This window comes from Actinomyces stomatis (genome assembly GCF_031292835.1).
GTDB classification, from domain to species: domain Bacteria; phylum Actinomycetota; class Actinomycetes; order Actinomycetales; family Actinomycetaceae; genus Actinomyces; species Actinomyces stomatis.
Window position 1 is genome coordinate 30,468 of sequence record NZ_JASPEP010000019.1, and the last position, 24,527, is coordinate 54,994.

Annotated in this window: 19 protein-coding genes, 2 tRNA genes and 1 other RNA gene; 11 read left to right on the plus strand and 11 right to left on the minus strand. The window is 66.2% G+C overall.

The genetic code is table 11. The annotated features are described in order from the left end of the window. Nucleotides 1–2: 2 nt before the first annotated feature. Genes RIV12_RS09900 through RIV12_RS09925 form a run of 6 tightly spaced genes read right to left on the minus strand, consistent with a single transcriptional unit; the run spans nt 3 to nt 6,192 of the window. The gene (locus RIV12_RS09900; RefSeq protein ID WP_309323528.1) at nt 3–1,040 is read right to left on the minus strand and encodes an ABC transporter ATP-binding protein; all 1,038 of its coding nucleotides are present in this window, start codon (nt 1,038–1,040) and stop codon (nt 3–5) included. After that, complete coding sequence (locus tag RIV12_RS09905; protein WP_075418399.1) at nt 1,027–1,941, minus strand: ABC transporter permease; 915 nt, start codon at nt 1,939–1,941, stop codon at nt 1,027–1,029. The genes RIV12_RS09900 and RIV12_RS09905 overlap by 14 nt, the downstream gene beginning before the upstream one ends. Then, on the minus strand, nt 1,938–3,656 hold the full coding sequence (locus tag RIV12_RS09910) for a glycosyltransferase family 4 protein (protein ID WP_309323530.1): 1,719 nt from the start codon (nt 3,654–3,656) through the stop codon (nt 1,938–1,940). The genes RIV12_RS09905 and RIV12_RS09910 overlap by 4 nt, the downstream gene beginning before the upstream one ends. Next, a complete protein-coding gene (locus tag RIV12_RS09915; RefSeq protein ID WP_309323532.1) occupies nt 3,649–4,923 on the minus strand; it encodes a glycosyltransferase family 4 protein in 1,275 nt (424 codons plus the stop codon). Before RIV12_RS09915 ends, RIV12_RS09910 begins: the two co-directional genes overlap by 8 nt. 4 nt (nt 4,924–4,927) lie before the next feature. Beyond that, nucleotides 4,928–5,968, minus strand: coding sequence for a glycosyltransferase family 4 protein (locus tag RIV12_RS09920; RefSeq protein WP_309323534.1), 1,041 nt, complete (start codon nt 5,966–5,968; stop codon nt 4,928–4,930). Next, nucleotides 5,965–6,192: a hypothetical protein gene (locus tag RIV12_RS09925; RefSeq protein WP_256695556.1), complete on the minus strand. Its 228-nt coding sequence runs from the start codon at nt 6,190–6,192 to the stop codon at nt 5,965–5,967. The genes RIV12_RS09920 and RIV12_RS09925 overlap by 4 nt, the downstream gene beginning before the upstream one ends. Nucleotides 6,193–6,920: 728 nt before the next feature. Between RIV12_RS09925 and tagD the strand changes: the two genes are divergently transcribed. Continuing rightward, nucleotides 6,921–7,340, plus strand: coding sequence for a glycerol-3-phosphate cytidylyltransferase (gene tagD, locus RIV12_RS09930; RefSeq protein WP_075418395.1), 420 nt, complete (start codon nt 6,921–6,923; stop codon nt 7,338–7,340). 6 nt (nt 7,341–7,346) lie between these two features. On the opposite strand, the gene RIV12_RS09935 is transcribed toward tagD, so the two are convergent. The 3 genes from RIV12_RS09935 to orn all read right to left on the minus strand — a co-directional run bounded on the left by RIV12_RS09935 (nt 7,347) and on the right by orn (nt 9,225). Next, the gene (locus RIV12_RS09935; protein ID WP_309323536.1) at nt 7,347–8,207 is read right to left on the minus strand and encodes a polysaccharide deacetylase family protein; all 861 of its coding nucleotides are present in this window, start codon (nt 8,205–8,207) and stop codon (nt 7,347–7,349) included. 212 nt (nt 8,208–8,419) lie between these two features. Next, a tRNA-His gene (locus tag RIV12_RS09940) sits at nt 8,420–8,495 on the minus strand. Nucleotides 8,496–8,613: 118 nt separating this feature from the next. Further along, a complete protein-coding gene (orn, locus tag RIV12_RS09945; protein ID WP_075418417.1) occupies nt 8,614–9,225 on the minus strand; it encodes an oligoribonuclease in 612 nt (203 codons plus the stop codon). Nucleotides 9,226–9,407: 182 nt separating this feature from the next. Here orn and RIV12_RS09950 point away from each other — a divergent pair, with 182 nt between their 5' ends. Next, on the plus strand, nt 9,408–11,915 hold the full coding sequence (locus RIV12_RS09950; protein WP_309323538.1) for a serine/threonine-protein kinase: 2,508 nt from the start codon (nt 9,408–9,410) through the stop codon (nt 11,913–11,915). A gap of 86 nt (nt 11,916–12,001) precedes the next feature. On the opposite strand, the gene RIV12_RS09955 is transcribed toward RIV12_RS09950, so the two are convergent. Continuing rightward, nucleotides 12,002–14,692: an ATP-binding cassette domain-containing protein gene (locus tag RIV12_RS09955; RefSeq protein ID WP_309323539.1), complete on the minus strand. Its 2,691-nt coding sequence runs from the start codon at nt 14,690–14,692 to the stop codon at nt 12,002–12,004. A 393-nt stretch (nt 14,693–15,085) separates the two neighbouring features. On the opposite strand from RIV12_RS09955, the gene RIV12_RS09960 reads away from it, so the two are divergent. The 4 genes from RIV12_RS09960 (at nt 15,086) to RIV12_RS09975 (ending at nt 19,444) form a co-directional block, all read left to right on the plus strand. After that, a tRNA-Arg gene (locus RIV12_RS09960) sits at nt 15,086–15,158 on the plus strand. Nucleotides 15,159–15,466: 308 nt separating this feature from the next. Then, nucleotides 15,467–17,068 (plus strand): ABC transporter, encoded by a 1,602-nt coding sequence (locus tag RIV12_RS09965; protein WP_309323541.1) that lies wholly within the window; start codon nt 15,467–15,469, stop codon nt 17,066–17,068. After that, complete coding sequence (locus RIV12_RS09970) at nt 17,065–18,567, plus strand: GTPase (RefSeq protein WP_309323543.1); 1,503 nt, start codon at nt 17,065–17,067, stop codon at nt 18,565–18,567. Before RIV12_RS09965 ends, RIV12_RS09970 begins: the two co-directional genes overlap by 4 nt. A gap of 169 nt (nt 18,568–18,736) precedes the next feature. Then, on the plus strand, nt 18,737–19,444 hold the full coding sequence (locus RIV12_RS09975) for a single-stranded DNA-binding protein (RefSeq protein WP_309323545.1): 708 nt from the start codon (nt 18,737–18,739) through the stop codon (nt 19,442–19,444). Here the strand turns inward: RIV12_RS09975 and RIV12_RS09980 are convergent. Beyond that, on the minus strand, nt 19,437–19,997 hold the full coding sequence (locus RIV12_RS09980; protein WP_309323547.1) for a TY-Chap domain-containing protein: 561 nt from the start codon (nt 19,995–19,997) through the stop codon (nt 19,437–19,439). The genes RIV12_RS09975 and RIV12_RS09980 overlap by 8 nt on opposite strands. 215 nt (nt 19,998–20,212) lie before the next feature. Here RIV12_RS09980 and ftsE point away from each other — a divergent pair, with 215 nt between their 5' ends. The 5 genes from ftsE (at nt 20,213) to ssrA (ending at nt 24,378) form a co-directional block, all read left to right on the plus strand. Continuing rightward, nucleotides 20,213–20,902 (plus strand): cell division ATP-binding protein FtsE, encoded by a 690-nt coding sequence (ftsE, locus tag RIV12_RS09985; RefSeq protein WP_009398449.1) that lies wholly within the window; start codon nt 20,213–20,215, stop codon nt 20,900–20,902. Nucleotides 20,903–20,914: 12 nt separating this feature from the next. After that, a complete protein-coding gene (gene ftsX / locus RIV12_RS09990) occupies nt 20,915–21,832 on the plus strand; it encodes a permease-like cell division protein FtsX (RefSeq protein ID WP_075418387.1) in 918 nt (305 codons plus the stop codon). A 6-nt stretch (nt 21,833–21,838) separates the two neighbouring features. After that, entirely contained in the window at nt 21,839–23,155 is a 1,317-nt protein-coding gene (locus RIV12_RS09995; protein ID WP_075418386.1) for a M23 family metallopeptidase, read from the plus strand. 155 nt (nt 23,156–23,310) lie between these two features. Beyond that, entirely contained in the window at nt 23,311–23,847 is a 537-nt protein-coding gene (smpB, locus tag RIV12_RS10000; protein ID WP_070661703.1) for an SsrA-binding protein SmpB, read from the plus strand. A 160-nt stretch (nt 23,848–24,007) separates the two neighbouring features. Further along, nucleotides 24,008–24,378, plus strand: a transfer-messenger RNA (tmRNA) gene (ssrA, locus tag RIV12_RS10005). The last annotated feature ends 149 nt before the right edge of the window (nt 24,379–24,527 follow it).

Consider the following 24,527-nt stretch of genomic DNA (forward strand, 5'->3'; position numbering starts at 1 on the left):
GGTCATACTCCTCGAGCGTGTCGGTAGGGCAGTGTGCGGCTCTCCGAGCGTTGGAGCCGCACTTCTGCCGGTTTCCACTTCTCCTGGCACTCGGCCAGAATCTTGGCGGCCTTGTCCGGTTTGTCCTTGGCGATGTTCCAGGACCACCATCGGTAGTCATGGGCGATCTGGGGACCCGGGCCATCTCCGATGAGCTCGCCGTCCATGAGCCACAGCGCCCGGGTGCACATCTCCTCGACCACCTGCGCGGCATGGTTGACGATGAACACCGTTCCGGCTGCGCGCCGCAGCTCGGTCATCTTGTTCTCACTGCGCTCCTTGAACGCGGCATCACCGGTGGACAGGGCCTCGTCGATGAGGAGAATGTCCGGGTTCGCCGCGGCGGCGATCGCGAACCGAAGACGTGAGGCCATTCCTGAGGAATAGGTCTTCATCGGGCGGTGGATGGCCTTCCCGATCCCGGCCAGCTCGATCACCTCGGGAATGATCTCCTCGATCTGTCGAGGACTCAGCCCCATGGCCAGACAGCCCAGGCGCACATTGCGCTCGCCGGAAAGGTCTGGGACGAGGGCCGCATTGACGCCCAGGAGTACCGGATTGGAACGGGCGCTCACTGTTCCCGAGGTCGGCGTCTCCAGGCCGCCAATGATACGAAGCAGCGTGGACTTCCCGGCACCGTTGCGCCCCAGGATGCCGATCGATTCCCCGGCGCGTGCCACGAACGAGATCCCCTTGAGGGCATCGATCCTCACTTTCGGCCTCTGCCCCGTCAGCCCCAGGAAGATCTTGTGCGCCATGGACGCTGCTCGCAGATCCTCGGCGTCAGTGGAGGGCGCCCGGTAGCTCACCCGAATGTCGTCGACGACGACGGTGGCGGTGCCGATGCCGGCCTCGTGACCGTCGTCCGCGGTCATGACAGCGGGACGCGAGTCGGCATCCGGTGCCATCGTGACGATGGGGGAAGGCGTCGTCGTGTCTCCCGGCTCATCCGCTTGGAGGGCCGCTGGCTCATTCTTCGGTCCGGTCTCAGCGTTCGACACCGTAGACCTCCTCCTTCTCCCAGAAGAACACGAAGGAAACCACGGTCAGCCCCAGTGACCAGGCACTGAGAATGAGCCACATGTGAGCCTGTGGGACGCGTTGGTACAGGATCGCGTCCCGATACATCGTGATGATGAGGTATCCGGGATTGAGATCCATGGCCCGCAGCATCACCGGGTGATCAATGAAACGTTCGTAGGAGAAGAAGACTCCCGAGGCGTAGAACCAGAACTGCGTCAGGAAGGGCCAGATATTCCGCATGTCCGGAATCGTCGTGGTGATACGGGAGGTGGCCAGTGCCAGCCCCAGGCTCAGAAGCACCTGAAGCGCCAGGACCGGGAGGATGAGGACCCAGTGCCAGCTCGGCCAGGCGTGAGGAGGAAGAACCACCACGAGGACGAGGACGGCGATCATCGGTGGGACCAGGTCGATCGCGTTACGAATCGTGTACGACGCGGGCAGGGCGGCCCGCGGGAAGGAGAACCCCCGGATGAGGTTCCTCCCGGCGATGATCACCTGGCTACCGCCGGTCACTGACCGCTGCAGCGGCGGGAAGAACGTGACACCGATGATGAGGTAGCCGATGAAGTTGTCAATACCGCGGCTCGTCTGCAGAAGCAGCCCGAAGACGACGAAGTAGACCATCGCATTGAGCATCGGTTTGGCGATGAGCCATGCGTTTCCCAGGAAGGTGCCACGCTGAGAACCCAGGGCCTTGGCCCGGGCGTCGGCCCAGATGAAGTGCCGCCGTTGCCAGAGCTGGCGGATGTAGGCCACCAGCGGTGGGCGCCGGCCCACCGGATACAGCTCGCTGAGTTCGACGACGCTGACGCTGACCTCGGAGCTGCCACCCCAGAACGGCTGCCCGTCGGGCCACGGGGTCCAGGACGACCTGCTCATACCAGCTCCTCGTAGATCTCGGCCTGACGGACTGCGTTGCCGCTCCAGGTGGGCGGCGTGTGAAACGCGGAGGGCAGGGGCTCTCCAACGGCCAGCCGGGTCAGCACTCGGCTGAGCGCCTCGACGTCACCGGCGGGAAAGGACCGATTCGCCGCTGAGGCGGTGAGCTCGCTGAGCGCGGGAAGGTCGGAGGCCACGACCGGCCGGCCCAGCGCCATCGCCGTCATCGGTTTGAGGGGTGTCACCAGCCGACATACCGGCGTATCCAGTCTCGGCACGCAGAAGACGTCCAGGGCCTGGTACCAGTCCAGGGCCGTTGCGCGGTCCACCCGTCCGGGAAGGACGCACACCGGCTTCTCCAGCCCCAGCTCTCCGGCCAGGGCCACCAGCTCGGGACGGCTGACGCCGTCGCCCACCACGGCGCACCGGACATCGACCCCCCGAGTGCGGCAGCGCGCCACGGCCCGCAGAAGCACGCCGAATCCCTCATAGCCCACCAGGGAGGAGACGCTCCCCACCCACAGGCCGCTGCGGGGCAGTCCCAGCCGTCGGCGCGCATCCGCCGGCGACAGCCTGGTGGCCTCGAGGACCTCCTGGTCCACGGCGTTGGGAACGACCGTGATCCGGCTGGAGTCGACATCCCGGGCCGTGAGGTCCTCGGCCTGGACCCGTGAGAGGACGACAACGGCGTCGGCCTGCCGGGCCATCTCGGCCTCCTTGGCCCGTAGCAGCGTGAAGCGCTCAGAGCTCAGCGCCTCGGCCTGCTGGCTCGGCGGCCTGGAGGCCACCCAGGTGCACTCCAGCACCCCTCGCATCTCATAGACCCAGGGCAGACCGTAGGAGCGGGCCACAGCCTGGGTGACCAGGGCGTTGACGTAGTTGGTGGTCGTGTGCAGCACGTGGGGGGAGAAGGCCTCCACCTCCCGCGCCAGCAGGCGGCTCATCTGTGTGAGCCGGGCTATCGGGGAGGCCTGTGACCGCGCAGGAAGAAGCCGCCGGTAAGTGACTCCGTCGACGACGTCGCTGGCCTGAGCCGCAGGCCTGCCGATGATCACGGGGTAACCGATGCGTGTCACCGCACGCACATCGATGCCGGCGCTGGACTGCGCCTGCAGGAGCGCGTGAGAGCGCACGGTGTAGCCGGACTGAGTGTGGGGCAGCGAACTGGTCAGTACGTGAAGGACCCGGAGCGGCTCAGTCGGGTCAGGAGCCGTCCAGCCGGGTGAGGGAGAGAAACGGGGGAGGTGGAAGCCCGGGCTCATCATGGCGAGCTGGGAACGCAGACGGGCCCACAGCGCCCTGGAGCCGGGCGCCCCCTCCAATGTGCTCAGCGCAGTGCTCAGGTGTCCCCGGGACCACAGGTCCCGCGCACGCACCGAGGGGCTCAGACCCTCGGCATCAATATGCCTGCGCTCTGCGGAACCGAGATGGATCGCCATCTCGGCGGCGAGCCGGCGGCCGGCGGCGGACCGTGGTACCGCCCGACTCAGCGCGTCGCCGGCTGTGTCCGGCCTGTCTGCGATGAATGCCGACAGTGCCCGGCGCACCTCGTGATCACCCGCCCCGATGCCGAGCAACCGAGCGCTCCGACCGCGCCAGGGCTCAGACAGTCGACGCGCCCCCTGCAGGACCAGGAGCGTAGGATCCTCGACCAGCTGCCGGGTGGCGGAGGTGCCCAGCAGCATCAGGTTCCTCAGGATCTGGATGTCAGTCACCGACAACCTGCCTCAGGAGGGACTCGTAGCGGTCCGTCATGGTCTCGGCGTTGGCGTGGTCCGCCAGCCAACGCCGTCCACCCACCACGTCCAGACGGCTGCGGTCGGCAGCCAGAGCCCTCCACAGGGATGCCAGGGCCTGCGGGTCCTGCGGGGCAGTGACGTCGCCGCAGCCGGCGTCCTCCACGATGCGCCGAGCCTCACCGTCGACCGAGGCGCACACGTGCAGTCCGGTGGACATGATCTCGTAGAGCTTGGACGGGACCGTCACAGACATGGCCGGCCAGTTCTGCAGGCTCACCAGGGCCGTATCAGCCCAGGCGTAGTGCTGGTCCACCTCGGTCCAGGGCACAGGAGGGTGTATCTCCACGGGGGCCCCGAGTCTGCGGGCCAAGGCGGCGACCTCCTGGAGCTGCGCGCCGTCGCCGACGATCCGCAGTACCACCGGGGTACCGCTCTGCTGGGCGATGTGCGCGGCCCTGACCGCGAAGCCCAGTCCCTGGGCGCGCCCCACCGTCCCCAGGTACAGCACGTTCAGGACGCCGTCTGAACGGCGTCGGCCGGCAGGAGGCCGGCCTGCCTGCATCGTGGAGCCGGTGTTGCGCACCGTCACCACGCGGCGTACCCCGCGGGAGCGCAGGACCTGCGCGAAGGAGTCCGTCGTCGTCACCACAGCCGTGGCCTCCCGCTCCAGGCGGGTGATGAGGGGTGGCAGAAGGGTGCGTGCACCTCGGCTGACGATGTCCAGCCTGCGGGCTCGGTGGGCTTGCGTGATGGCCGATGAGCAGGCGGGAGGCGAGGACCACTGCGCGGCTGACAGGAGCACATCGGGCCAGGCGTCTCGCAGCTCCACCACGACCGGACGGCGTAGGACCCTGCCGACGGCGAGCGCTGCAGGAAGGGTGGGGAGCCCGGGAACCGAGCCGAGGATGACGTCGGGTCGGTTCGCTCCCCGGAAGCGCTCCACCCCCAGGCGCACGGAGTCGGCCGCCGCGACCATCTGATCGATACCGCGCCCGCACACGCCGCTGCTGTAGGGGCGGAAGATCGTGCGATGCACCATGGCTCCGGTGACGTCTCGCCTGATCGAGCCGGCCATGTGCGCCCCACCTCCTTGCAGGAGACGACCTCCTGGGTAGTGGGGAGCCGGCGCCAACACCGCCAGCTCGTGGCCACGTGAGATCAGCGCCTCGGCCAGTCGGCTCCAACGGTGTTGAGCAGCGCCGACCTCCGGTGCCCAGTAGTGGCTGAGAAGAAGGATGCGCATGTCCTCACCTCGCCCTTCGGAGGGTGGGGAAGGGATTGGGCGCTCCGATGATGGAGGGCATCCGCAAGTAGAGGATCAGGACTGCCGCCATGGCGACCTGGGGTATCCAGAGCCGACTGCGGCTGAGAAGACTGCCTGCCGCCAGGGCGGAGCACGACGCCGCGGCCAGGGTCACCAGAAGAGCCGAGGCCCAGTGCGGCCATCCGGCACAGACCATGCGCTGGTAGACATGAAGCCGGTGCGGCTCATACCAGCACTGGCCTGCTCTCACCCGCATCCACAGGGTGTAGCCGGTATCCGCCAGAAGCACGAGGACGGGGGCGACTGCAGCCTCCACGGCCACGCCCTGGGCGAGGCAGGCCGTGACGGCGAAGGCCCAGGCACCGCCCAGGGCGTAGGAGCCGGAGTCGCCCAGGAACACCTTGGCGTGGGGCGTATTGAAGGGCAGGAAGCCGAGGCACGCGCCGGCCACCGATATCATGATGAGCCCCAGGCCGGGAACCGGAGCCACGATCGCCACCTGGACGTACCACAGTGAGGTCATCAGGGCGTGGCTGCAGGCCAGGCCGTTGGCGCCGTCCATGAAGTTCGTGGCGTTGACCAGGGCGGCAGTGCCCACACAGATCGCCGGGGTCCACCACAGTGGGACCTCGAAGGCGCTGTGTACCACCAGGCCGAGTCCTGCACCCAGGGCGAGCTGAAGAACCAGGCGAGTCCGGACAGACACGGAGAACAGGTCCTCGATCAGTCCGAGCAGTGCGAAGGTGAGCACGGTCGCCAGACCCATGAGCGCGACATCGAGCCTGATTACCGTGTGAGCAGTGCCTTGCTGGTGCGCCGCGACGAGGATGGATGTCCAGGTGGCGAGTGAGGCGGCCAGGACGATGGCGAGTCCGCCACCGCGAGGAACAGGAAACCGGTGGAGGGACCTGTCCTCGGGTACGTCAATGACGCGAGCTCTCTTCAGAAGCGGAATGACAGCCGCAGTCAAGGAGGCCGAGACGACTGCCGTCACGACGAGGCCGCCCAGGAGCAGGGTCCTCATGAGACCGGCTCCAGAGCCCGCCGTGCCTGAACCCGCCATCTCAGCCGACGCCGCCACTGGTCGGCCATGGCGATGGCCGACCCGGCGAGGCCGGCGGTCCACGGCAGGAGATGGACCTCCGTCGTGAGGTCGAGGAAGCAGGAACCCAGAGCGAACCCGGTGCCTGCCACGATGATGAACGGCATGACCCGCGTGGAGGCCCACGGCCAGTAATACCGTGTCACGCACCAGGCGGTCATTTGAATGAGCGTTGCGGCCGCGAATCCTATCAGGAGCATGCGCGGATAAAGAATTCGATGCGTTGATAAGAATGTTCTGATGAGGGTTGCCAGGAAGAGCCATAGAGCCCAGGAGGCTATGTCTCGGGTCACTGCCGAGAAATCGGAAGGGAGGTCGGGCATCGAAGCGGCCACGGAAGGGATGCGTGAGGTGGTGCAGGAAGGGCGGGGGAGGGTGCGGGCAGGAGCTACTGCTACCACTGGTGACCTCCGGTCTTCTAGGACGGGAAAGGCCTGAGGTGGCCTTCTTTACTCGTTTTCTTATAACGGTAGTTGTGTTGAAGAGTCGGAAAAGCGATAGTCGTCATGATTGGCTTGTCTGCAATCAGACTGTGATGTTCAGGGTTTATTGTGACGGTGCCGAAACCGCTTGTAATCGTTGCGATACCGCGGAATGCTGGGGTTCTGTCACATGATGGCCTCAGCTTGTGGCGGCCCGGGGTGAGGCGTGGGGCGGCGGTTTCGCGCATTCATTGGGTTAAGTGATAGGGGGTGACGGCCGACATAGTTGAAAGCCTGCTTCAGAGGGGTAACAAAGGATTTTTGGGGATCGCTTGGTGCCTAGACTTAGCGGCGAGCGCGTTCAACTGCCATACGCGCAACCAACGACAATGCGATCGGTTCTTGTGTGATTCATACAAAAAACGGTGGCCCTAACCATGAGGACAATCCCAATGAAACGCGTCATCACCTACGGCTCCTTCGACCTGCTCCACTACGGGCACATCGAGCTGCTGCGCCGGGCCAAGGCGATGGGCGACTATCTCATTGTCGCTCTATCGACCGATGAGTTCAGTGCCTCCAAGGGGAAGCGCGCCTACTTCTCCTATGAGCAGCGCAAGGCCATGCTTGAGGCCGTTCGCTATGTCGACCTGGTCGTTCCCGAGCAGACCTGGGGGCAGAAGAGCCGGGACGTCGATGAGTACGGCATTGATGTCTTCGTCATCGGCGATGACTGGATCGGCACCTTCGACGAGCAGCTCGAAGGCCGTTGCGAGATCGCCTACCTCCCGCGGACCCCGGAGATCGGCTCCGCTCGGACGCGGCCGTGCTACGAGGATCAGGAGGTCGTCCAGGGGCCCTCGTGCGCTTGAGCGCCCTCAGACGTGACGATTGTGCCCGGGGCCGAAGTAGACGTCGTCGAGTGTGGCTGTCTGCAGGGAGCGCTGACGCAGGATATCGATGATCTGGCCGTAGACGTGAGTGACGGTGGGGAAGTTCGCGTGACCGATGACGATGTGTTGCGCGAGCAGCCACTTCTGCGCCTCACCGAGAAGTACCTCCGGCGTGAGCTGCCCGGAGTCTCCGAAGGAGCCGTACCACATGGTCGTGGTCGTGTAGCCCGCTTTGGCGCAGACCGAGTCGGTGAAGGAGCTGCGGCCGCCGTAGGGAGGCCGGATGAAGGGAGCCCCGGTAACACCATAGGTGTTGCGCAGCAGGTTCTCGCACTGGGTGAGCTCATCGATGATCTCGCCCTCTGACAGTGTCGTCAGGTCGGGGTGCGTCCAGGTGTGGTTGGCCAGCTGAACCTGTCCCGATTCCACCAGGGGCTTCATCTTGTCCCGGTTGTCGGTCCAGCTCGGATAGCAACCTGTGACGAAGAAGGTCAGGCGGACTCCCGAGTCCTTGGCGAAATCCAGGTAGGCCTCCACGACTGAGGAGTCGACGCCGTCGTCGATGGTGATCGCGACGACGTTGCCGACGTTCTCCGGCAGGCCGGTGATGAGGGAGTCAGCCGGACTGGGGGCGGGTAGCGGAGGCGGTCCGTCCTGAAGGTGGAGCGGGCTGAGCGACGGCGTCGGTGAGGGTGTGGGGGAGGGGGTCCTTGAGGCCGGGGGTGAGCTCTGCGCTGAGGATGAGGCCGGTGAGGTGGAACGAGCTGCCGGCTGTGTGGTGTTGCAGGCGCTGAGGCATCCGGCGGTTCCGGCGGCCAGAGCGAGCAGGAAGTCGCGGCGTTGCATGGGAGGGACTTTCTCGAAGATGGATTTTCAGAGCATCGAGCACATGCTCCGCCGGCAGGAGCGCCGGAGTGAGTGGGTTGCTTGTTACTCAGGGGCGCAGGAAAACGGCTGAAGCCTTCGCTGTCCGCCGCATGCCTGCGCTACGGATGACGGCGGCATCACTTGCCGCCTGGATGGAGAAGAGTATTGGGCGCGGGACGATCCGCGATCAGTGGGGTGGCTGACGGGGTTTGAACCCGCGACCTCCTGGACCACAACCAGGCGCTCTGCCGACTGAGCTACAGCCACCATGTACGGTATCACCGCAACGAATCGGTACTGTATCCGCTCCTCTCCCCGCACACCAAACTGGACTCGGTGCACTACGTCACGTCGGGTGGGTGTCCTGAGAGGACCGTCGCTCCGGTCACCTGGTGGGCGTGCGCAGGATTCGCTCAGCCACGTCCTTGCACTCCTGGGAGCTCGGCCCCTCCCCGCTGGGGAACAGGACCTCGCGGTAGTAGCGCAGCTCGTCGATGGACTCCAGGATGTCCGCCAAGGCACGGTGCCCGCCGGCCTTCTTCGGCGCGTGGAAGAAGGTCCTGGGGTACCAGCGCTTGGCCAGTTCCTTGAGGGAGGAGACATCCACGATCCGGTAGTGGAGGTGCTTGATGAGATCCGGCATGTCACGGGCCAGGAAGGCCTTGTCCGTGCCCACGGAGTTCCCCGCCAGCTGGGCGGTGCGTGGCTCGGGCACAAGGGAGGTCACATAGTCCAGAACCGTCTTGCGGGCGGCCTCCATGGTCACTCCGTCCTCCAAGGAGGCAAGGAGGCCGGAGGAGGTGTGCATGTTTCGCACATAGTCGTCCATCCGCTCCAGTGCTGCGGCGGGAGGCTTGATGAGCACATCGATTCCGTCCGCCAGCGGCTTGAGCTCATAGTCGGTGACAATGACGGCGACCTCGATGAGCGCGTCGGCGCTCTGGTCCAGGCCCGTCATCTCACAGTCGATCCACACCAGCGGGTCAGAGGTTGTCATCTGCTTGCTCACGGGAGCCACTGTAGTCATGTCGACGACCTTGAAGTCACGGACCCTCCCATGAGGGTGGTGAGATTCGAGGAGCGATTCACGACCATCTCCTGGTAGAGCGGTCCCATGGTGCGAGGATCGCGATAAGGTCTCCGTGAAGCCTGACAGCCCTTGAGTAACACGGAGCACTGATGTCCCAAAGCCCCGCCCCCCGTCACCTCGGAAGCTCCTACATCATGGAGACCCGGATCGGTGCGGGTGCCCAGGGAGAGGTCTGGCGCGGTCGGCGTACTGACGCCCGCGAGACCCTGGCCTTCAAGGTACTGCGCGCCGACCTGGTGGAGAATCCGGACGTCGTGGAGCGCTTCATCAAGGAGCGCTCCACGCTGCTGCGGGTGCGCAGCCCCTACGTCGTCGCCGTCCGCGACATCGTGATCGAGGGCTCCACCTTCGCGATCGTCATGGACTACGTCAACGGAGGAGACCTACGGGATCTGCTGAGGGCTCGCGGCTCGCTGCCTCCTGCGCAAGTGGCCTCCCTGGGAACGCGTATCGCCCAGGGGCTGTGCGCGGTTCACCAGGCCGGAGTGATTCACCGGGACATCAAGCCTGCCAACGTCCTGCTCAGCTCGCGTCCCAGTAGGGGCGGCGACCCGTCGGAGACGGTTGCCACCGGTATGGCGCCTGGAGGGAATGTGCCGGAGGCCGTCGTCCCTCGGCTGGCGGACTTCGGAGTGGCGCGCATCTGCGATACCTTCTCCGCCTCCCACGTCACAGGAGCCATCGGTACGCCGCTGTACATGGCGCCGGAGATTCTGTCGATGCAGGCACCCACTTCCGCCGCCGACATCTACTCGCTGGGCATCATGCTCTACGAGATGAGCTGTGGGACGACGCCGTTCGTGGGACAACCCGCTCAGCTGCTCAGTCAGCACGCCCGACGTGACGCGGGCCGACCGGTTGGCATGCCTGACCCGCTGTGGGAGCTCATCGCCTCGATGACCTTCAAGCAGCCCGACAGGCGTCCCTCCATCGAGGACGTCGCTCAGCGTCTGGATGCCATGCAGTCGACACTGGCGGGCCTGCCCGCCGCACCGAGGCTCGAGTCGCCTCCGCAGTCGACGGCCTCGGTCATGCCCTATGACTGGGACGCACCTCCGTCCGCGGATCCGACGGTGCCGCCGTCGACGCCCCCGAATCCCTCGGCGACCTCAGCCACGATGGCGATCGCCCCGGAGGCGCCGACTCTGGTCAGTGGGCAGCAGTACGCCCCCAGTCCCGGACAGGTTCCTCTCAGCCCGGGGACCGCGAGCACCGGAGGCTTCGCCGCTCCTTCGACGCTGGCCGCTCCGGGCAGCTCCAGTCCCTCCGCGCCCGCCTTCTACAGCCAGCCGGGAGCCCAGTACTCGGCGGCTGCGGCGGCTGGAGCGCAGGCCGGTGCGCGTCGTCGGTGGTGGCGTCGTCGATGGGTGGCTGTGGCCGCAGTGGTCACCGTCCTGGCGGTCGTGGGGGCGAGTGCGACCTGGTGGTACTTCTTCTCCGGTCAGGAGATCGACAACAGGTGGCCGGCGGCACTGCCTGCGGGCAACAGCGTTCGGGAGGATCTGCGCTACTCGGATGTCTCCAATCCTGTTGTGTCCGCGGATGGGACCACGATGGCCTTCGACCACGATGGCAAGGCGAACCTCGTCGATCTCTCGAAGAGTACGACGACGCCGGTGTGGAGCGGTGAGTGCTACAAGGTTCGGCCCTGGGTCGGTGGCTCGGTGCTCTGTACCCAGACCACTGACGCATCCACGGTGATCGGGGCTGGGGGCAAGACCTCTCAAGCGCCTTTCTCCAAGGAGTCCTTCTACATCGGAGCGACGCAGGACCTCGGCATCGTGTCTGAGCAGGGGGAGGTCTTCGACGGAGGCCCCATGAGGGGGTACGACGTATCCGGTAAGGAGAAGTGGAGCGCTTCCGGCCAGTACAAGGGGGGCCGGGTCCAGAACGGCTTCATTCTCACCTACGAGATCAAGTCGCGACAGTTCCAGGTGCTGTCGGCCAAGACCGGTGAGGTGCTCGTCTCGGAGCCCGGCAAGCAGCCGGACTCCGACTTCGACAAGAAAACTCGATTCCCCGGCGGATTCAATATCGAGTCCGGACCGGAGGCCTTCTCGCGAGTGACGTCCTCAGGTGCCACGATCTACAAGGCCGACGGCAGCGAGGCGGCAACCGTCTCAGGAAAGTTCTCGGAGGAGCACTGGTGGGCCTCGTCAGCACCGCTGGATGCCTCGTCACTGAAGGATGCCTACTCCTCCTTAGCGAAGGCGGCGTCCTCGACCACTCCAGTCATCGGCCCCGGAGGCACGGTCGACGTCGTCGTCGACACGAGTGCCTGCACGGCCAAGGCAGGCAGCAAGAAGCTCGAGCTGCCCGAGTTCACACAGAGCAAGGAGTGCCACATCAGGCCCATTGGTCTGCTCAGTGACGGACAGGTGCTGGTGGAGGTCGGGGAGTACAGCTACTCGGACAGTGATCCGGGCAACCTCGTCGTTGCCGTATCGCCCGATACGGGCAAGGTCGGCTGGAAGGTTCCCGGCGCTTACGGAGGCACCGTCGTTCCCGCGAAGGACAAGAGCGACGCCCGCCTCCTGGTAGCACAAGGGTCCACCTACACCTTTGATCTGGTGATCTCCAGTATCACCAGCAAATAGGGGCACATGCGACAGGTACGACGCCGGGGTGCCGACCAGCTCTGTGGTCGGCACCCCGGCGTTCAAGTCGGGAGGGCTGACAGGCGTCAGCGGCGCCCACGGCGGGCCAGGGCGATGTAGCACACCACCATGCAGGCCAGGCCGATGGCTGAGAGCAGGCCGTAGTTCGTCAGCCACTGCGCGGTCTCGTGCTTCCACAGCGCGTCGTCGCGGTTGGGCATGATGGCGAGCATCTCCAGGGTGGAGGCGGCCATCGCGTACCCCCACCGCGATGGCATGAACCAGGCGAGCTGCTCGAAGATCGCTCGCCCCGCGATCGGGATGATGCCGCCGGACAGAACCAGCTGGGCCATGATGGAGACCACCAGGACCGGCATGACCTGCTCGGAGGAGGAGACCATCGCGGAGACCGCCAGTCCGAGGAGCCCGGAGACGAAGGCGACGGCCCAGCAGCAGAAGGCCAGCTCCAGCCCCGGCCACCCCTCCAGGATCACGGCATCGGAGGGGCCCTTGTTGAGGGCCAGGGCGATGCCCATCATCAACGCGGTCTGAACGGTGGTGATGAGCGCCAGGATGATTGCCTTGGAGAACAGGTAGGCACCGGATCTCAGGCCAACGGCCTTCTCCCGCAGGAAGACGTCCCGCTCTCCGATGAGGTCACGGATGGTCGCCGACATCCCGGAGAAGGCCGCGCCGGTGATGAGGATGACCAACAGCTGCAGGGCCTGGCTGGAGTACTTGATGACCTGGGGAGTGGGGTTCTCCGGCGTCGGGGGAGTGGGTTCCGGGTAGTGGGGGACCGCGAAGCCGTCGCTCCCCTCGATCGCCTTGGTCAACAGTCCCATGATGATGGGGAGCAGCAGCATGAAGGCGAGGTAGGAGGGGTCGGCCGCCACGATCCGCAGCTGGCGTCGCACGAGGGTTGAGACCTGCCGGAGCACGGACTGCTGCTTGGGCGGCTTCTCCTGCGTCGCCGGCCCGGCGGCCGCAGCGGGAGCCCCTCCGCGCCGCGTCGAGGGCACTGTGGCCTCCATGTACTGACGCAGCTCCGCGGTGTGGTTGCGGATGAGGGCGTAGACATCGGCGTAGCCGTCCACGGCGGGCGGGTCGGGCAGGGTGCCCTTCGGCGTGTTGAGCAGCAGGCGGCCCTGAGAGGCGATCTCGTTGAGCCTCTGGCGGAAGTAGGGGAGCACCTCGCGGGGGGAGCCGTAGTAGACGGGCTTGCCGCCCGCTGCGAGGATGAGGACCTTGTCGGCGCGGTCGATGTGGTTCTCATTGTGAGTGACGACGACGACCGTGCGGCCGCTGTCACCGGGACGAGTCCCATGAGCCAGGGACGCCAGCAGGTCCATGACGTCACGGTCCAGCTGGGGGTCCAGACCGGAGGTGGGCTCGTCGAGGAACAGGAGGCTGGGGCGGGTGAGCAGCTCGATGGCGGTGGAGACCCGCTTGCGCTGACCGCCGGAGAGCTTCTTGACGCGCTTGTCCACATGCGCGGTCAGGTCGAGGTCCTCCAGGACCTCGGCGATGCGTTGACGCCGTTCGGCCTTGGAGACGTCCTTGGCGAAGCGCAGCTCGGCGGCGTACTCGAGGGTCTTGCGGACAGTGAGGGCGGAGTGGATGACGTCGCTCTGGGGGACCACGCCGATCTTGTTGCGCATGACCGGATAGTGCTCGTAGACGTCCAATCCGTTGAAGAGCACCTGGCCCTCCTGGGCCTTCTGCTCACCGGTGAGAGCCTTGAGCAGCGTCGACTTCCCGGCTCCCGACGGGCCGACGACGGCCAGCAGCTCGTTGCCCGGCAGGGAGAAGGAGATGCCGTCGAGCAGCGTCATGTTGCCGTTGTTGACACGGAAGGTCAGATCCTTACCCACCAGCTCGCCGCCGGCTCCGCCCGCGACCTGGACCTCGCACAGGCCGTCCGGGCTCAGGGCGATGAAGGTGGATCCCAGTCCCAGGAGCACGGGCTGGGTCACCTGGACCTGAGGCACGCGCTGGCCGCCGACGTAGAGACCGTTGGTGGATCCCAGGTCGGTGACGACCATGCCGTTGGGGGAGACGTCGATCCGAGCATGGTGCTTGGAGATGAGCGGGTCATCCAGGACCAGGGTGTTGTCAGGGGCGCGCCCGATGGTGCCCGAGGAGGTGATACGGAAGGACTTGAGCGTGTGCCGCGAGGTGGGGAAGGCGCCCGAGCCTGCTGAGCCCGATGAGGGCGCCGCCTGGGGGCGTCCGGGTGCCACGTAGGTGGCTGCTGAGGGCGCCGATCCCATGGCCTGTGGAACGGGTGCGGCCTGCGTCGAGGCGGCTGCGGCCGGGGACGGGCCGGCAGGGCGCTGGAGGAGCGGAGCGGCTTGTGGGGCGGAGGGCGCACTCGGCTGCGATGGGATGAAGGGGGCGTTCGGTGCAGAGGGCGCGGGCTGCCCCATCGGCTGCGACTGGACGGGGGCGCCGGCTTGAGGAACTCCGCCGGAGACGATCGGGGTGAGCCCCAGAGCCGGCCCGGAGGCGTCACCCAGCTGGATCCGGGTGCCCTGAGTCACAAGCGCTTCGCGCGTCACGGCCCCGTCGACGAGCATGCCGTTACGGCCCTGGCAGCTCACCGCCCACCCGGTCGGGGTGGGAGTCACCTGGAGGTGTGTTCGGGAGACGAGGGGGTGGACGATCTGCACGTCGCTGTCCGGTGCGCGCCCCACGGTGAAAGGAGTGGTGAAGGTATGGGGCTCCAGCGATGCCTGGGCAGAAAGGGAGCGCACGATGAGTGCGGGAGTGGGCAAGGCGCGATCCTTCCGGAGGGGCGGGATGGGGCTCCGGCCACGATACTGGTGTTTCAGTGTCGTCGCTAAGAGTGAGGGCTCCCCGTTGTGAGGTTGTCAACATGTGGGCGATGCCGTGGGGCGGGGCGAGGCCCCGCGATGTGTCGATCAAGCCGGTCACAGGGCTGTTGCAGTGCTGTCACAGTTGCATTGCGGCTCGGGCTGCCAATGGTCTGAGAGGCGGCCTGAACGGCTGCGCGGAATCGTTCGGCCGTCCGGTTCGATGCACGTCCGTCATGGCGGCGTGATCTCCTCGCGATCATCTTCTGATGCTGACGACGGTGTGGGAGCGGTCCTCCCGTCGGGGTAGGGGGCACCATGTTGATGGCGTAGGCTGGTCAGGCGCTTGCGCACGCCTCCGTAGCTCAATGGATAGAGCATCGGCCTTCTAATCCGCAGGTTGCCGGTTCGAGTCCGGCCGGGGGCACTGGCAGCCAGGGTGGAGAAGGTTGATATTCCGCGGAGTATCGACCGTTCGGGTCGCTGGCTCGCAGAGGCTGTGAGGATGTCGCCGCGCTCATCGCCGCCGGCTCCAACCGGTTCGGATGCGGTAGTCGGCGGCTGTGCTCCTGACATGTCTGAGGGGTCGGCTGTTCCTCTTGTCCGAGATTCGGTGCACGCCTCCAGCGGTCACAGCGGGGTGACAGGAGACTCTCACTGAACTTGCGACACATGTGGTGTGAACTGTCGAGATCAATCGTCGACTCTGCTGCGCTGTGCTCATAGTGTTGGCACATGCCCGCTCCTGTCCCCTCGCGCCACTCCAAGGACGATGCCCCCGTCTCGGCCCTGAGTCGCGCTCAGCTCCTCGATGTCCTGTCCGACCTGGTCCGGGACCTCGAGCGCCTCGACCTGGCCCTGAGTGCCGACGGCATCGAGGCTGCGCGTACGTTGCGCGACGGTCTTATCGGGCAGGTCCGCGATCAGGTTGTTCCCCGCCTTCAGGATGCTGATATCCCGTCCATCGTGGTGATCGGGGGCTCCACCGGGGCCGGAAAATCCACACTTGTCAACTCCGTGCTCGGCCAGGAGGTCTCAGATGCCGGAGTGATCAGACCCACCACGAGAATCCCGGTTCTGGTGGCCAACCCCGAGGATATGGACTCACTGTCCGAGCACCCTCTGATGCAGGTCTGCCGGCAGGAGGTCTCCGCTGCCATTCCGGCTGGTCTGGCTCTTATCGATGCCTCGGACCTGGACTCCGTGCATGAGGCCAACCGGGCACTGGCCGGCAGGCTGCTGGAGGCGGCCGACCTGTGGCTCTTCGTCACGACCGCGGCGCGTTACGGCGATCAGACGCCGTGGACGACGCTGGAGGAGGCCGCACGCCGTGAGACTCCCATCGGCGTGGTTCTCAACCGGGTGCCGGCGACGATCCTGGCCGAGGTGCGTCGGGATCTCATCACCCGCCTGCAGGGGCTGGGGCTGTCAGAGGCGCCCTTCTTCGTCATCCCGGACGCCGGGCCGCATGAGGGGCTCTTGTCGGGCGACGGCGTGAACGAGCTGCGCGACTGGCTGCAGCTCCTGGCCGGCCGTCACCGCGCAGCCGGTCTTGTGCGTCGTACCGGCAGAGGGGTGTGGAGCACTCTGCGCACCGACCTGGAGCGCCTGGCTGATGACGTCGACGCCCAGGACGCGGTGGCTCAGGAGCTGGAGAGGAAGTGCCAGAACCTGAGGGAGGCCGCCATTGAGTCGTTGAGCGCTGACATCAGGGCCGGCTCTGCAGGCCAGGGCGCCACGGCCACCCGGTGGATCACCCTGGCATCCTCCGGAGGTCCACTGGCCTCCCTGGCTCAAGGGGGCAGGCTGCGCAGAGGATTCCTGGGGCGGGCGGACAAGGCTCGCGCCGAGGGACTCTCTCAGCTGGCCACCGACGCCCGTGAGGCCCTGGCCAACCAGCTGCAGGCCGCTATCGTCGCCTTGAGTGCTGAAGCTCGGAGAGCCTGGTCCGAGGTGGGGGCCGAGGAGCACGCGCGCAGACTCCTGGGGCAGGGTGATGACGCGGCCGTGACCATTGAGGCCTGGGTCGGCTACCTGGAGGCGAATATCGAGAGTCCGCAGGACATCCGTAGACTGAGCCCCGCCAGCGTCATCGATCTCCTCATCGCCGCAGCAGCCGGTGTTGACGGGGCCGTTTCCGCCGCCAGACGCCTGGGGTTGGAGGAGCAGACCGCTCAGGCCGGTCAGCTCCTGGTGGAAGCGGTCACGGAGGCGCTGACTGCCACAGTCCCCAAGGGGGCGGCCACCTCCCTCGCCCCCGCCCCCGGGTTCGCCGCCGCGCTGCGTCTGCGCTCGGGCGAGCTCAAGCCCTTCACCCGTCCCGGAGCCACAGCATGAGCCAATCCGATACCGTCCCCTCCGCCTCCTCCGCCCAGAGGGGGTTCGAGGTGCTCGACGCCGAGCACCTCGATGCCCGCCTGAACGCGGTTCGAGATGCCTTGCGCTTGTGCCCCACCGAGGTTCCGGCCTCCCTGTCGATCCCTGCTCACAAAGCGCTCGATGCCGTGGCGCAGCGCCTGGCGCTGGGAGTGGATCACACCGTCGTAGCGCTGTTCGGGGGCACCGGCTCGGGCAAGTCGTCGTTGTTCAACGCCTTGACCCAGTTGAACTTCGCAGATGTGGGCGCGCGTCGTCCCACGACGTCGCGGGCTGCCGCCTGCTCCTGGGGTGACGACGCCGGCCCGCTCCTGGACTTCCTCGGGGTCTCCTCGGAACGGCGAATTCGGGGGGACTCGATTCTCGACGCCGAGGACCAGGGAAGCATGTCCGGCCTGGTCCTGCTTGACGTCCCCGACTACGACTCGGTGACGACGGAGCATTCCTTGCAGGTGGATCGCCTCGTTCCGCTGGCCGACATCCTCGTGTGGGTGGTCGATCCTCAGAAGTACGCCGACGCGGCCCTGCACGACGGCTACCTGCGCGGGCTGGGCGCCCGTCAGGAGGACATGCTCGTCCTGGTCAACCAGGTGGATACCCTCCCGGAGAGCGGCCTGGCGACCCTGCTGGACGACGTCGGGTCTCTTCTCAAGGATGATGGGCTCAGCCGGGTTCAGGTGCTCCCGGTATCGGCCGTGCGTGGTGACAATCTCGACGTCGTGCGCAGCATGTTGCGCCAGCGCGTCGCACGGGAGTCCAACGCGGCACGCACGGCCTCGGCCGAGCTTGATGCGATCACGCGTCGTCTACGTCCCACGGTGGCTCGCGACAAGGTGGAGCTCAATGCCGACCTCACCGAGGAGACCACCAAGGTGCTGCTGCAGGCGTCCGGCGCCCAGGCGGTGGAGGACTCGGTGAGGGCCGGACTGTCCAGGGTCCTGCCCAGAGCCCTGGCCCGCCCCGAACCGCCCTCGCGTACCGCGGTGTCCTCGGCTCACTCCACATGGGTCCACCGCACCTCACAGGGACTGCCGCCCACGTGGGCCCGGAGCATGGAGGCCGCCGTCGTCTCCCCGGAGACCTTGGCGGGGCAGACCGCCGAGGCGGTCGGTTCCGTGCCGCTGCCAGGGCATCGCCAGCCGGTGATCGACCTGCTGTGGTGGGGAGGTCTGCTCATGGTGCTCGGCGGGGTGTCGTGGCTGTCCGCCTCCGTGGTGCGAGAGGGACTCGAGGTTCTGCACCGCAGCATCGAGATCGTCCCGGCCTGCCTCATCGTCCTCGGACTCATGGCGGTTCTGATCGCCGGGGTACGTCGGCGCAGCAGAGCGCGCCGCGAGGCGGAGCGCTATGGACAACGGGTGCGTGCACGCCTGGAGTCCGTGGTTGAGCGGGGACTGAGCCAGCCGGCTGCCAAGGTTCTGGAGAAGCATCGGGCGCTGCAATCCGCTTTGGGGCTGTAACCCCGCCTCTGAGAGGCCATCCAGTGGCCACAGCCCTCAGTTCTTCCCCTGAGGGAGGCTCGTGCGGGGAGTGAGCCCGGGGCCCGCTGGGCATCTGATGGGCGGACCGAGCACCGTTGTGGTGCAGGGGCGGCAGAGCGCCGCCCTCCCACAACCAAGGAGCCCGCTCATGACTCGTCAGCTCGACCTTACCGTCCAGGGCGTCGTCGGGACCAATCCGGTCCTGTCCCGTGTCGGGGACAATGCCCGTCCCTACTGTCGTTTTCGTGTCGCCGTCACCCCGACCTACCGCACTGATCAGGGGTGGAACAACGCCGAGACGATCTGGTTCACCGCTAAGGCATGGGGGCAGCTCGCCGCCAATCTGAGTCATTCCCTGCGCAAGGGGGACGCAGTCCTGCTCACAGGACGTTTCTCTCAGGAGTCCTGGGAGAACAACGGCAGGAAGCACGAGACCAACGTCATCACGCTCCAGGCCGCTGGGCACGATCTGACCAGAGGGGAGTCCCGCTTCGCGCGCGTGAGAGCCGTGGAGTCGGCGCCCTCTGCATCCTCGGGCGCTGGAACCGGGGACGCCGAGCTCGAGCCCGGTTGCGACGAGCACGTCTCACCGGATCACTGGGACGTCGAGACGCCAGCATCGGGCGCCTCGGCTCCAGAGGCCCGGAGAGCGGGAGCTTCCCAGGACTCCACTGAGATCGGCGAGTCCAGAGACTCCAGAGAGTCCACTGCGACGCACGCGGGGAATGCTGATTCCTTCGTCGTCGATCCAGTCTCCGTGCAGGCCGAGGAGCAGGCCGAGGAGCAGGCCGAGGAACCGTGGCCCATGTATGAGCTCGCCGATGATCTCGTCGAGCAGGCCACAGGGGTCAGCTGATGTCGGAGTGCGCGCGCAGGAGGTAGTCGAGGTCTGCGGGATGGGCGACCTCGAGCACCTCGATGAGGATGCGAGTCACCAGGTCGGCGGTCTCATCTCCGTCGGACAGCAGCCTGGCGAAGACGTGATGACTCTCCTGCCAGCCGATCGCGCCCAGGATTCTGCGCTCGGTGGGGCCGAGCAGCACCCGCCCCTGTGCGTCGAGCTCAGGTAGGGAGACCTCGATGCCGTCGGTGCGTCCCACGAGGACCACACCCGGCAGGTCCGGGGAGGGAACGGGGGGAGTGGACAGGGACAGTTTCGACAGCAGCTGCGACCAGCGCCCCTGGGGAGCCAGCTCCTCGGCCTTGACCATGGGGGCCGGTGCAGTCAGCAACAGGGTTCCGCCAGATGGATCAATGGCGGCTTCGGCAGCCTCTCCCCGCTGCACGGGCGGCCTACACACCTCGTCGAGGAACCGGGCCAGCGACGAGGTGAAGCCCGCCCAGGAACCCAGGTCGACACGATCCTCGAAGGCGCGTGACAGCGCGGGCGACAGGGAGATCTCACTCATGCTCCCAAGCCTAGGGCGCGTTGCCGGTGAGTGGTTGGAGCCTGGGGCTCTCGAGCCCTGTGATCACAGGAGGATCACACCTCGTCCCGGCCATCACAAGCCACATCGATGCTGGGCGTGTCACGGCGGGTAAATGGCGTGTCGGCGCATACGGTGGCCATAACGCCATGAACCCGAGTGCCGTGCTCGGGGCGCAGCAGGGGAGCAACGAGCAAATGATCCGCTTCGACCACGTCTCGAAGGTGTACAAACGCGGGGCGCGTCCGGCGCTTGACGACGTCGACATCAAGGTCAACCGTGATGAGTTCGTGTTCCTCGTCGGTGCCTCGGGGTCAGGAAAATCAACCTTCCTGCGTCTGGTCCTGCGTGAGGAGCGTCCCACCAAGGGACGCATCCACGTGCTGGGACGCGACCTGTCGCAGATCTCCTCGTGGAAGGTGCCCCAGCTGCGACGGGAGATCGGCTTCGTCTTCCAGGACTTCCGGCTCCTGGAGAACAAGAACGTCCTGGAGAACGTGGCACTGGCCTCCCAGGTCATCGGTAAGCCGCGCCACTACATCCTCTCCGCTGTGCCGGAGGCCCTCGACCTGGTGGGGCTGGCCGGCAAGGAGAAGCGCCTCCCGCACGAGCTCTCCGGGGGTGAGCAGCAGCGCGTGGCGATCGCCCGTGCCATGGTCAACCGGCCCAAGCTCCTCCTGGCCGATGAGCCCACCGGAAACCTGGACCCCTCGACGTCGGTCGGGATCATGCGTCTGCTCGACCGCATCAACCGGCAGGGGACCACGGTCGTCATGGCGACTCACGATGACGAGATCGTCGACCAGATGCGTAAACGAGTCATCGAGCTCAAGGGCGGTGAGGTCGTACGCGACCAGGACCGCGGTGTCTACGGCTCGGACCGCTGAAGGAGAAGAACTGTGAGACTGCGTTTCGTCCTCTCGGAGACCGCCAAGGGCATGTCCCGGAATCTGGCGATGACGGTGTCCGTGATTCTCGTCGCCTTCGTGTCGCTGCTCTTCGTGGGGGCCTCCTCACTGCTGCAGAGCCAGATCTCGACCATGAAGGGCGACTGGTACGACAAGGTCGAGGTCTCGGTCTACATGTGCCCCAAGTCGTCGGCCTCCTCCAACTGCGCCGACGGCGAGGCCACTGCTGCTCAGATCAGCGAGGTTGAGAACCTCATCACCAGCGGTGCCCCCTCCGGCTACGTCAAGTCCTACCAGATGGAGACCAAGGCCCAGGCCTATCAGAACTTCATGAAGGCTTACGCCAAATCGGCGGTCGGGAGAAACGCCACTGAGGACATGATGCCCGTGTCCTTCCGCATCAAGCTCAAGGACGCCGAGAACTACAAGCTGGTGGCGGAGCAGTTCGAGGGACACAGAGGCGTGGAGCGCGTGGTCGACCAACGCTCCACCCTCGAGCCCCTCTTCCTCGTGATGAACCGGGCCTCCTGGATCACGGGAGGGCTGGCGACCATCATGGCGGTGGCCGCGGTGCTGCTCATCTCGACGACCATCAGGCTGTCGGCCATGTCCCGCTCCCGACAGACCGGGATCATGCGCCTGGTGGGAGCCTCGAACCTCTTCATCCAGATGCCCTTCATCCTTGAAGGGGTCATTGCCGCCCTCACCGGGGCGATTCTCGCCGTGGCCACGTTGTGGGTGGGAGTCCGCTACGTCGTGGAGGGGTGGCTCGCCTCCTCCATCTCCTTCACGACTGCCTTCATCACCACCAGAGACGTTCTCCTCCTGTCGCCCTGGCTGATTCTGGCGGCCATCGCCTTGGCCGCGGTCTCTTCCGCCTTCTCTCTGTCCAAGTACACGAGGATCTGATCTCGCATGCTGTCTCGTCTGTTCCTCCGCCGCTCACGCCGGCGCGCCGCGGTCTGTGCCCTGGCCGCCGCCAGCCTCGCCTTCTTCTACTCCGGGGACATCTCCCTGGCCGACGAGCGCGACGACGCCGTTGCCAAACAGAGTGAGGCGCAGCGTAAGCAGCAGGAGGTCCTCTCCTCCCTCGAGGGGGTCAGCGCTGATCTGGGACAGGCCTACATCTCGCTTCAAAACGCCCAGGCATCCTTGAGCACAGCGGAGACCGAGCTCAATACTGCTGAGACGACGCTGGCCGCCAAGGAGAGGGAGCAGCAGATCGCCAGCGACCGCCTGACCGCTGCGCAGAGCAGTCTTGAGACGGTCAAGCAGGAGTCCGAGGCCTCCAAGAAAACGGCCTCGGAGACCTCCGACTCCGTGGCGGAGATCGTGGTGTCCACCTACCAGGGGGACAACTCGGTGACCTCGTGGAGCTATGTTCTCGCCTCCCAGGACGTCGAGGAGCTCAACCAACGCGCCTCGGCCGTCGAGATCGGCTCAGGGGTCCAGGAGGCTGTGCTGTCCGCCGCCGAGGTCGAGCGCGCTCAGAACGCCAACCGTGAGGCCAGGCAGAATGCCGCCACCACGCGAGTCGGCACACTCAAGACCGAGGCCGACAACGCCGAGGCGAACGCCAAGACGGCCCGGGACGCGGCCAAGACCAAGCGGGACGAGGTCGCCAAGCTGGCTGCTCAGAAGAAGTCCGCTGCCACAGCGCTGGAGAACCGTAAGAGCAATCTGCAGGCCCAGCTCGACCAGGCCAACGCCGATGCCGCGGCCGCGTCTGAGCGAGTCGCCAAGATCGACGCCGCCAACCGGGCTGCGGCCAGCGCCGGCACCATGCCGTCGGTCCCCTCGAGCTCGATCAGTTCCGACTCCCTGGGAAGCGGGTACATCGGTCACCCGATCACCGGTCCGCTCGAGGTGACCTCGCCCTTCGGGTACCGCGTTCACCCGGTCACCGGTTCCGGAACAGGGCACCAGGGGGTCGACTTCGCCGCGAGTGAGGGCACGCCTCAGTACGCCGCGGTCTCTGGAGTGGCCACCTACTGGGACTCCGAGTCCTGCGGCATCGGCATTGACATCAATGGCGGCATCATCGACGGGCACTCCTACGTCATCACCCTGTGCCACCTCTCCTCGCGCAGCGTTGCCGACGGCCAGCAGGTCAAGCGCGGTGACGTCGTCGGCGCGACCGGCTCGACCGGCTACGCGACCGGGGCGCACGTCCACTTCCAGGTGGCTCAGGACGGGGTGTACATCGACCCGATGTCTCTGCCCGGCTTCTAGGCGAGTCCTTCTTGACGAGGCCCGTAGACTCCTGTCCCTGCGCGTCGTCGTGTCACGCCACGATGCCCCGGTTGGGTGCGGCCCGCCCGGAGGGGACTCCGGGTCGCCCTGACGTGGGAGCGCCAGCCATCCCGTACTCGTGAAAGGACAGGCCGATGACCCCCGCCTCCAAGTCTGCTCGGGCGTCCAAGCCAACAGCCGGGCAGAAGGCGAAGGCCGCCTCCGATGCCCACAAGACGGTGGCCCGTAACCGCAAGGCGACCCACGACTACTTCATCGAGGACCGTTACGAGGCGGGGCTGGTTCTCACCGGCACCGAGGTCAAGGCGCTGCGCATGGGACGAGCCTCGCTCACCGAGGCCTGGATCGAGATCGACCGCCATGGTGAGGCCTGGCTCCAGGGGGCTCATATCCCCGAGTACCTGCAAGGGACGTGGAACAACCATTCCCCGCGTCGCAAGCGCAAGCTGCTCCTGCACCGCAGTGAGCTGGAGCGCCTTGAGACCAGGGTCCAGGCCAAGGGCTATACGGTGGTCCCGTTGGAGCTGTACTTCATCGGTGGACGCGCCAAGCTGGAGATAGCCCTGGCTCGGGGTAAGCAGGACTGGGATAAGCGCCAGGCACTGCGTGAGGCGCAGGACAAGCGGGAAGCGGCCCGGGCCATGGCCGCCGCCAACCGGCGTCGGGGCTGAGACGTGCGGAAGACTCTCCTGCCTCGAGTGCTCCGCGTGGGTCGTGTGAGGCACGGGGCATCAGCATTCGGTGCTTTCGTCTCCTGATTCTGCTAGAGTGTTCTGGCTCTGCTGAGAGCGCGTTCCAGGTCTCCTGCGGGAGTCCGGTGACATGTCCATAGGGGATGATCGGTTTCGACGACGGTCGTAGGTTCAGGAGAAGCGGGTCGAGGATGCGCAGTCATCTCGTCAACGCTCTGCGCGAACCAATAGGTGCCGATAACACTCGCACCGACTTCGCCCTCGCCGCCTGAGCGAGCCTCGAAGTCCGTCAGCCCGGGGAGCGCTTCCGCCCCGGTTCCTGGCGTCATCTAGGAAGCCACTGCTGAGAGCCCGTGTCGGTAGGGCTCTTGGGACTTTTCATCGACTGAGCCCGTCGGCGTCCTTGCTCGCGTGAGACGCCGGGGCCGAGAAAAACGCTAGCGAGCTGCACCCGGAGAAGTCCTGTTGTACGCCCGTCGGACGGGGGTTCGATTCCCCCCATCTCCACCAATACATAAGTTTCCAAAGAAGGATGCCTGTCAATGCCTGGCTGCGAAACAAGACGGGGACAGCATTCAGGAACGTAGAACGGAGCCCCCACCACCCGTCGAGGGTGGTGGGGGCTCCGTTCTGCTGAATCGTAAAAACTCCCGAGGTGC

What these genes read in the sequence shown, in the direction of transcription:
- RIV12_RS09965 (WP_309323541.1), top strand. Translation starts at nt 15,467, where the DNA reads ATGCCCGCTCCTGTCCCCTCGCGCCACTCCAAGGACGATGCCCCCGTC.
- orn (WP_075418417.1), bottom strand. Translation starts at nt 9,225, where the DNA reads ATGACAACCTCTGACCCGCTGGTGTGGATCGACTGTGAGATGACGGGC.
- smpB (WP_070661703.1), top strand. Translation starts at nt 23,311, where the DNA reads ATGACCCCCGCCTCCAAGTCTGCTCGGGCGTCCAAGCCAACAGCCGGG.
- RIV12_RS09980 (WP_309323547.1), bottom strand. Translation starts at nt 19,997, where the DNA reads ATGAGTGAGATCTCCCTGTCGCCCGCGCTGTCACGCGCCTTCGAGGAT.
- RIV12_RS09915 (WP_309323532.1), bottom strand. Translation starts at nt 4,923, where the DNA reads ATGCGCATCCTTCTTCTCAGCCACTACTGGGCACCGGAGGTCGGCGCT.
- tagD (WP_075418395.1), top strand. Translation starts at nt 6,921, where the DNA reads ATGAAACGCGTCATCACCTACGGCTCCTTCGACCTGCTCCACTACGGG.
- RIV12_RS09905 (WP_075418399.1), bottom strand. Translation starts at nt 1,941, where the DNA reads ATGAGCAGGTCGTCCTGGACCCCGTGGCCCGACGGGCAGCCGTTCTGG.
- RIV12_RS09995 (WP_075418386.1), top strand. Translation starts at nt 21,839, where the DNA reads ATGCTGTCTCGTCTGTTCCTCCGCCGCTCACGCCGGCGCGCCGCGGTC.
- RIV12_RS09950 (WP_309323538.1), top strand. Translation starts at nt 9,408, where the DNA reads ATGTCCCAAAGCCCCGCCCCCCGTCACCTCGGAAGCTCCTACATCATG.
- RIV12_RS09970 (WP_309323543.1), top strand. Translation starts at nt 17,065, where the DNA reads ATGAGCCAATCCGATACCGTCCCCTCCGCCTCCTCCGCCCAGAGGGGG.
- RIV12_RS09975 (WP_309323545.1), top strand. Translation starts at nt 18,737, where the DNA reads ATGACTCGTCAGCTCGACCTTACCGTCCAGGGCGTCGTCGGGACCAAT.
- ftsE (WP_009398449.1), top strand. Translation starts at nt 20,213, where the DNA reads ATGATCCGCTTCGACCACGTCTCGAAGGTGTACAAACGCGGGGCGCGT.
- RIV12_RS09920 (WP_309323534.1), bottom strand. Translation starts at nt 5,968, where the DNA reads ATGAGGACCCTGCTCCTGGGCGGCCTCGTCGTGACGGCAGTCGTCTCG.
- RIV12_RS09935 (WP_309323536.1), bottom strand. Translation starts at nt 8,207, where the DNA reads ATGCAACGCCGCGACTTCCTGCTCGCTCTGGCCGCCGGAACCGCCGGA.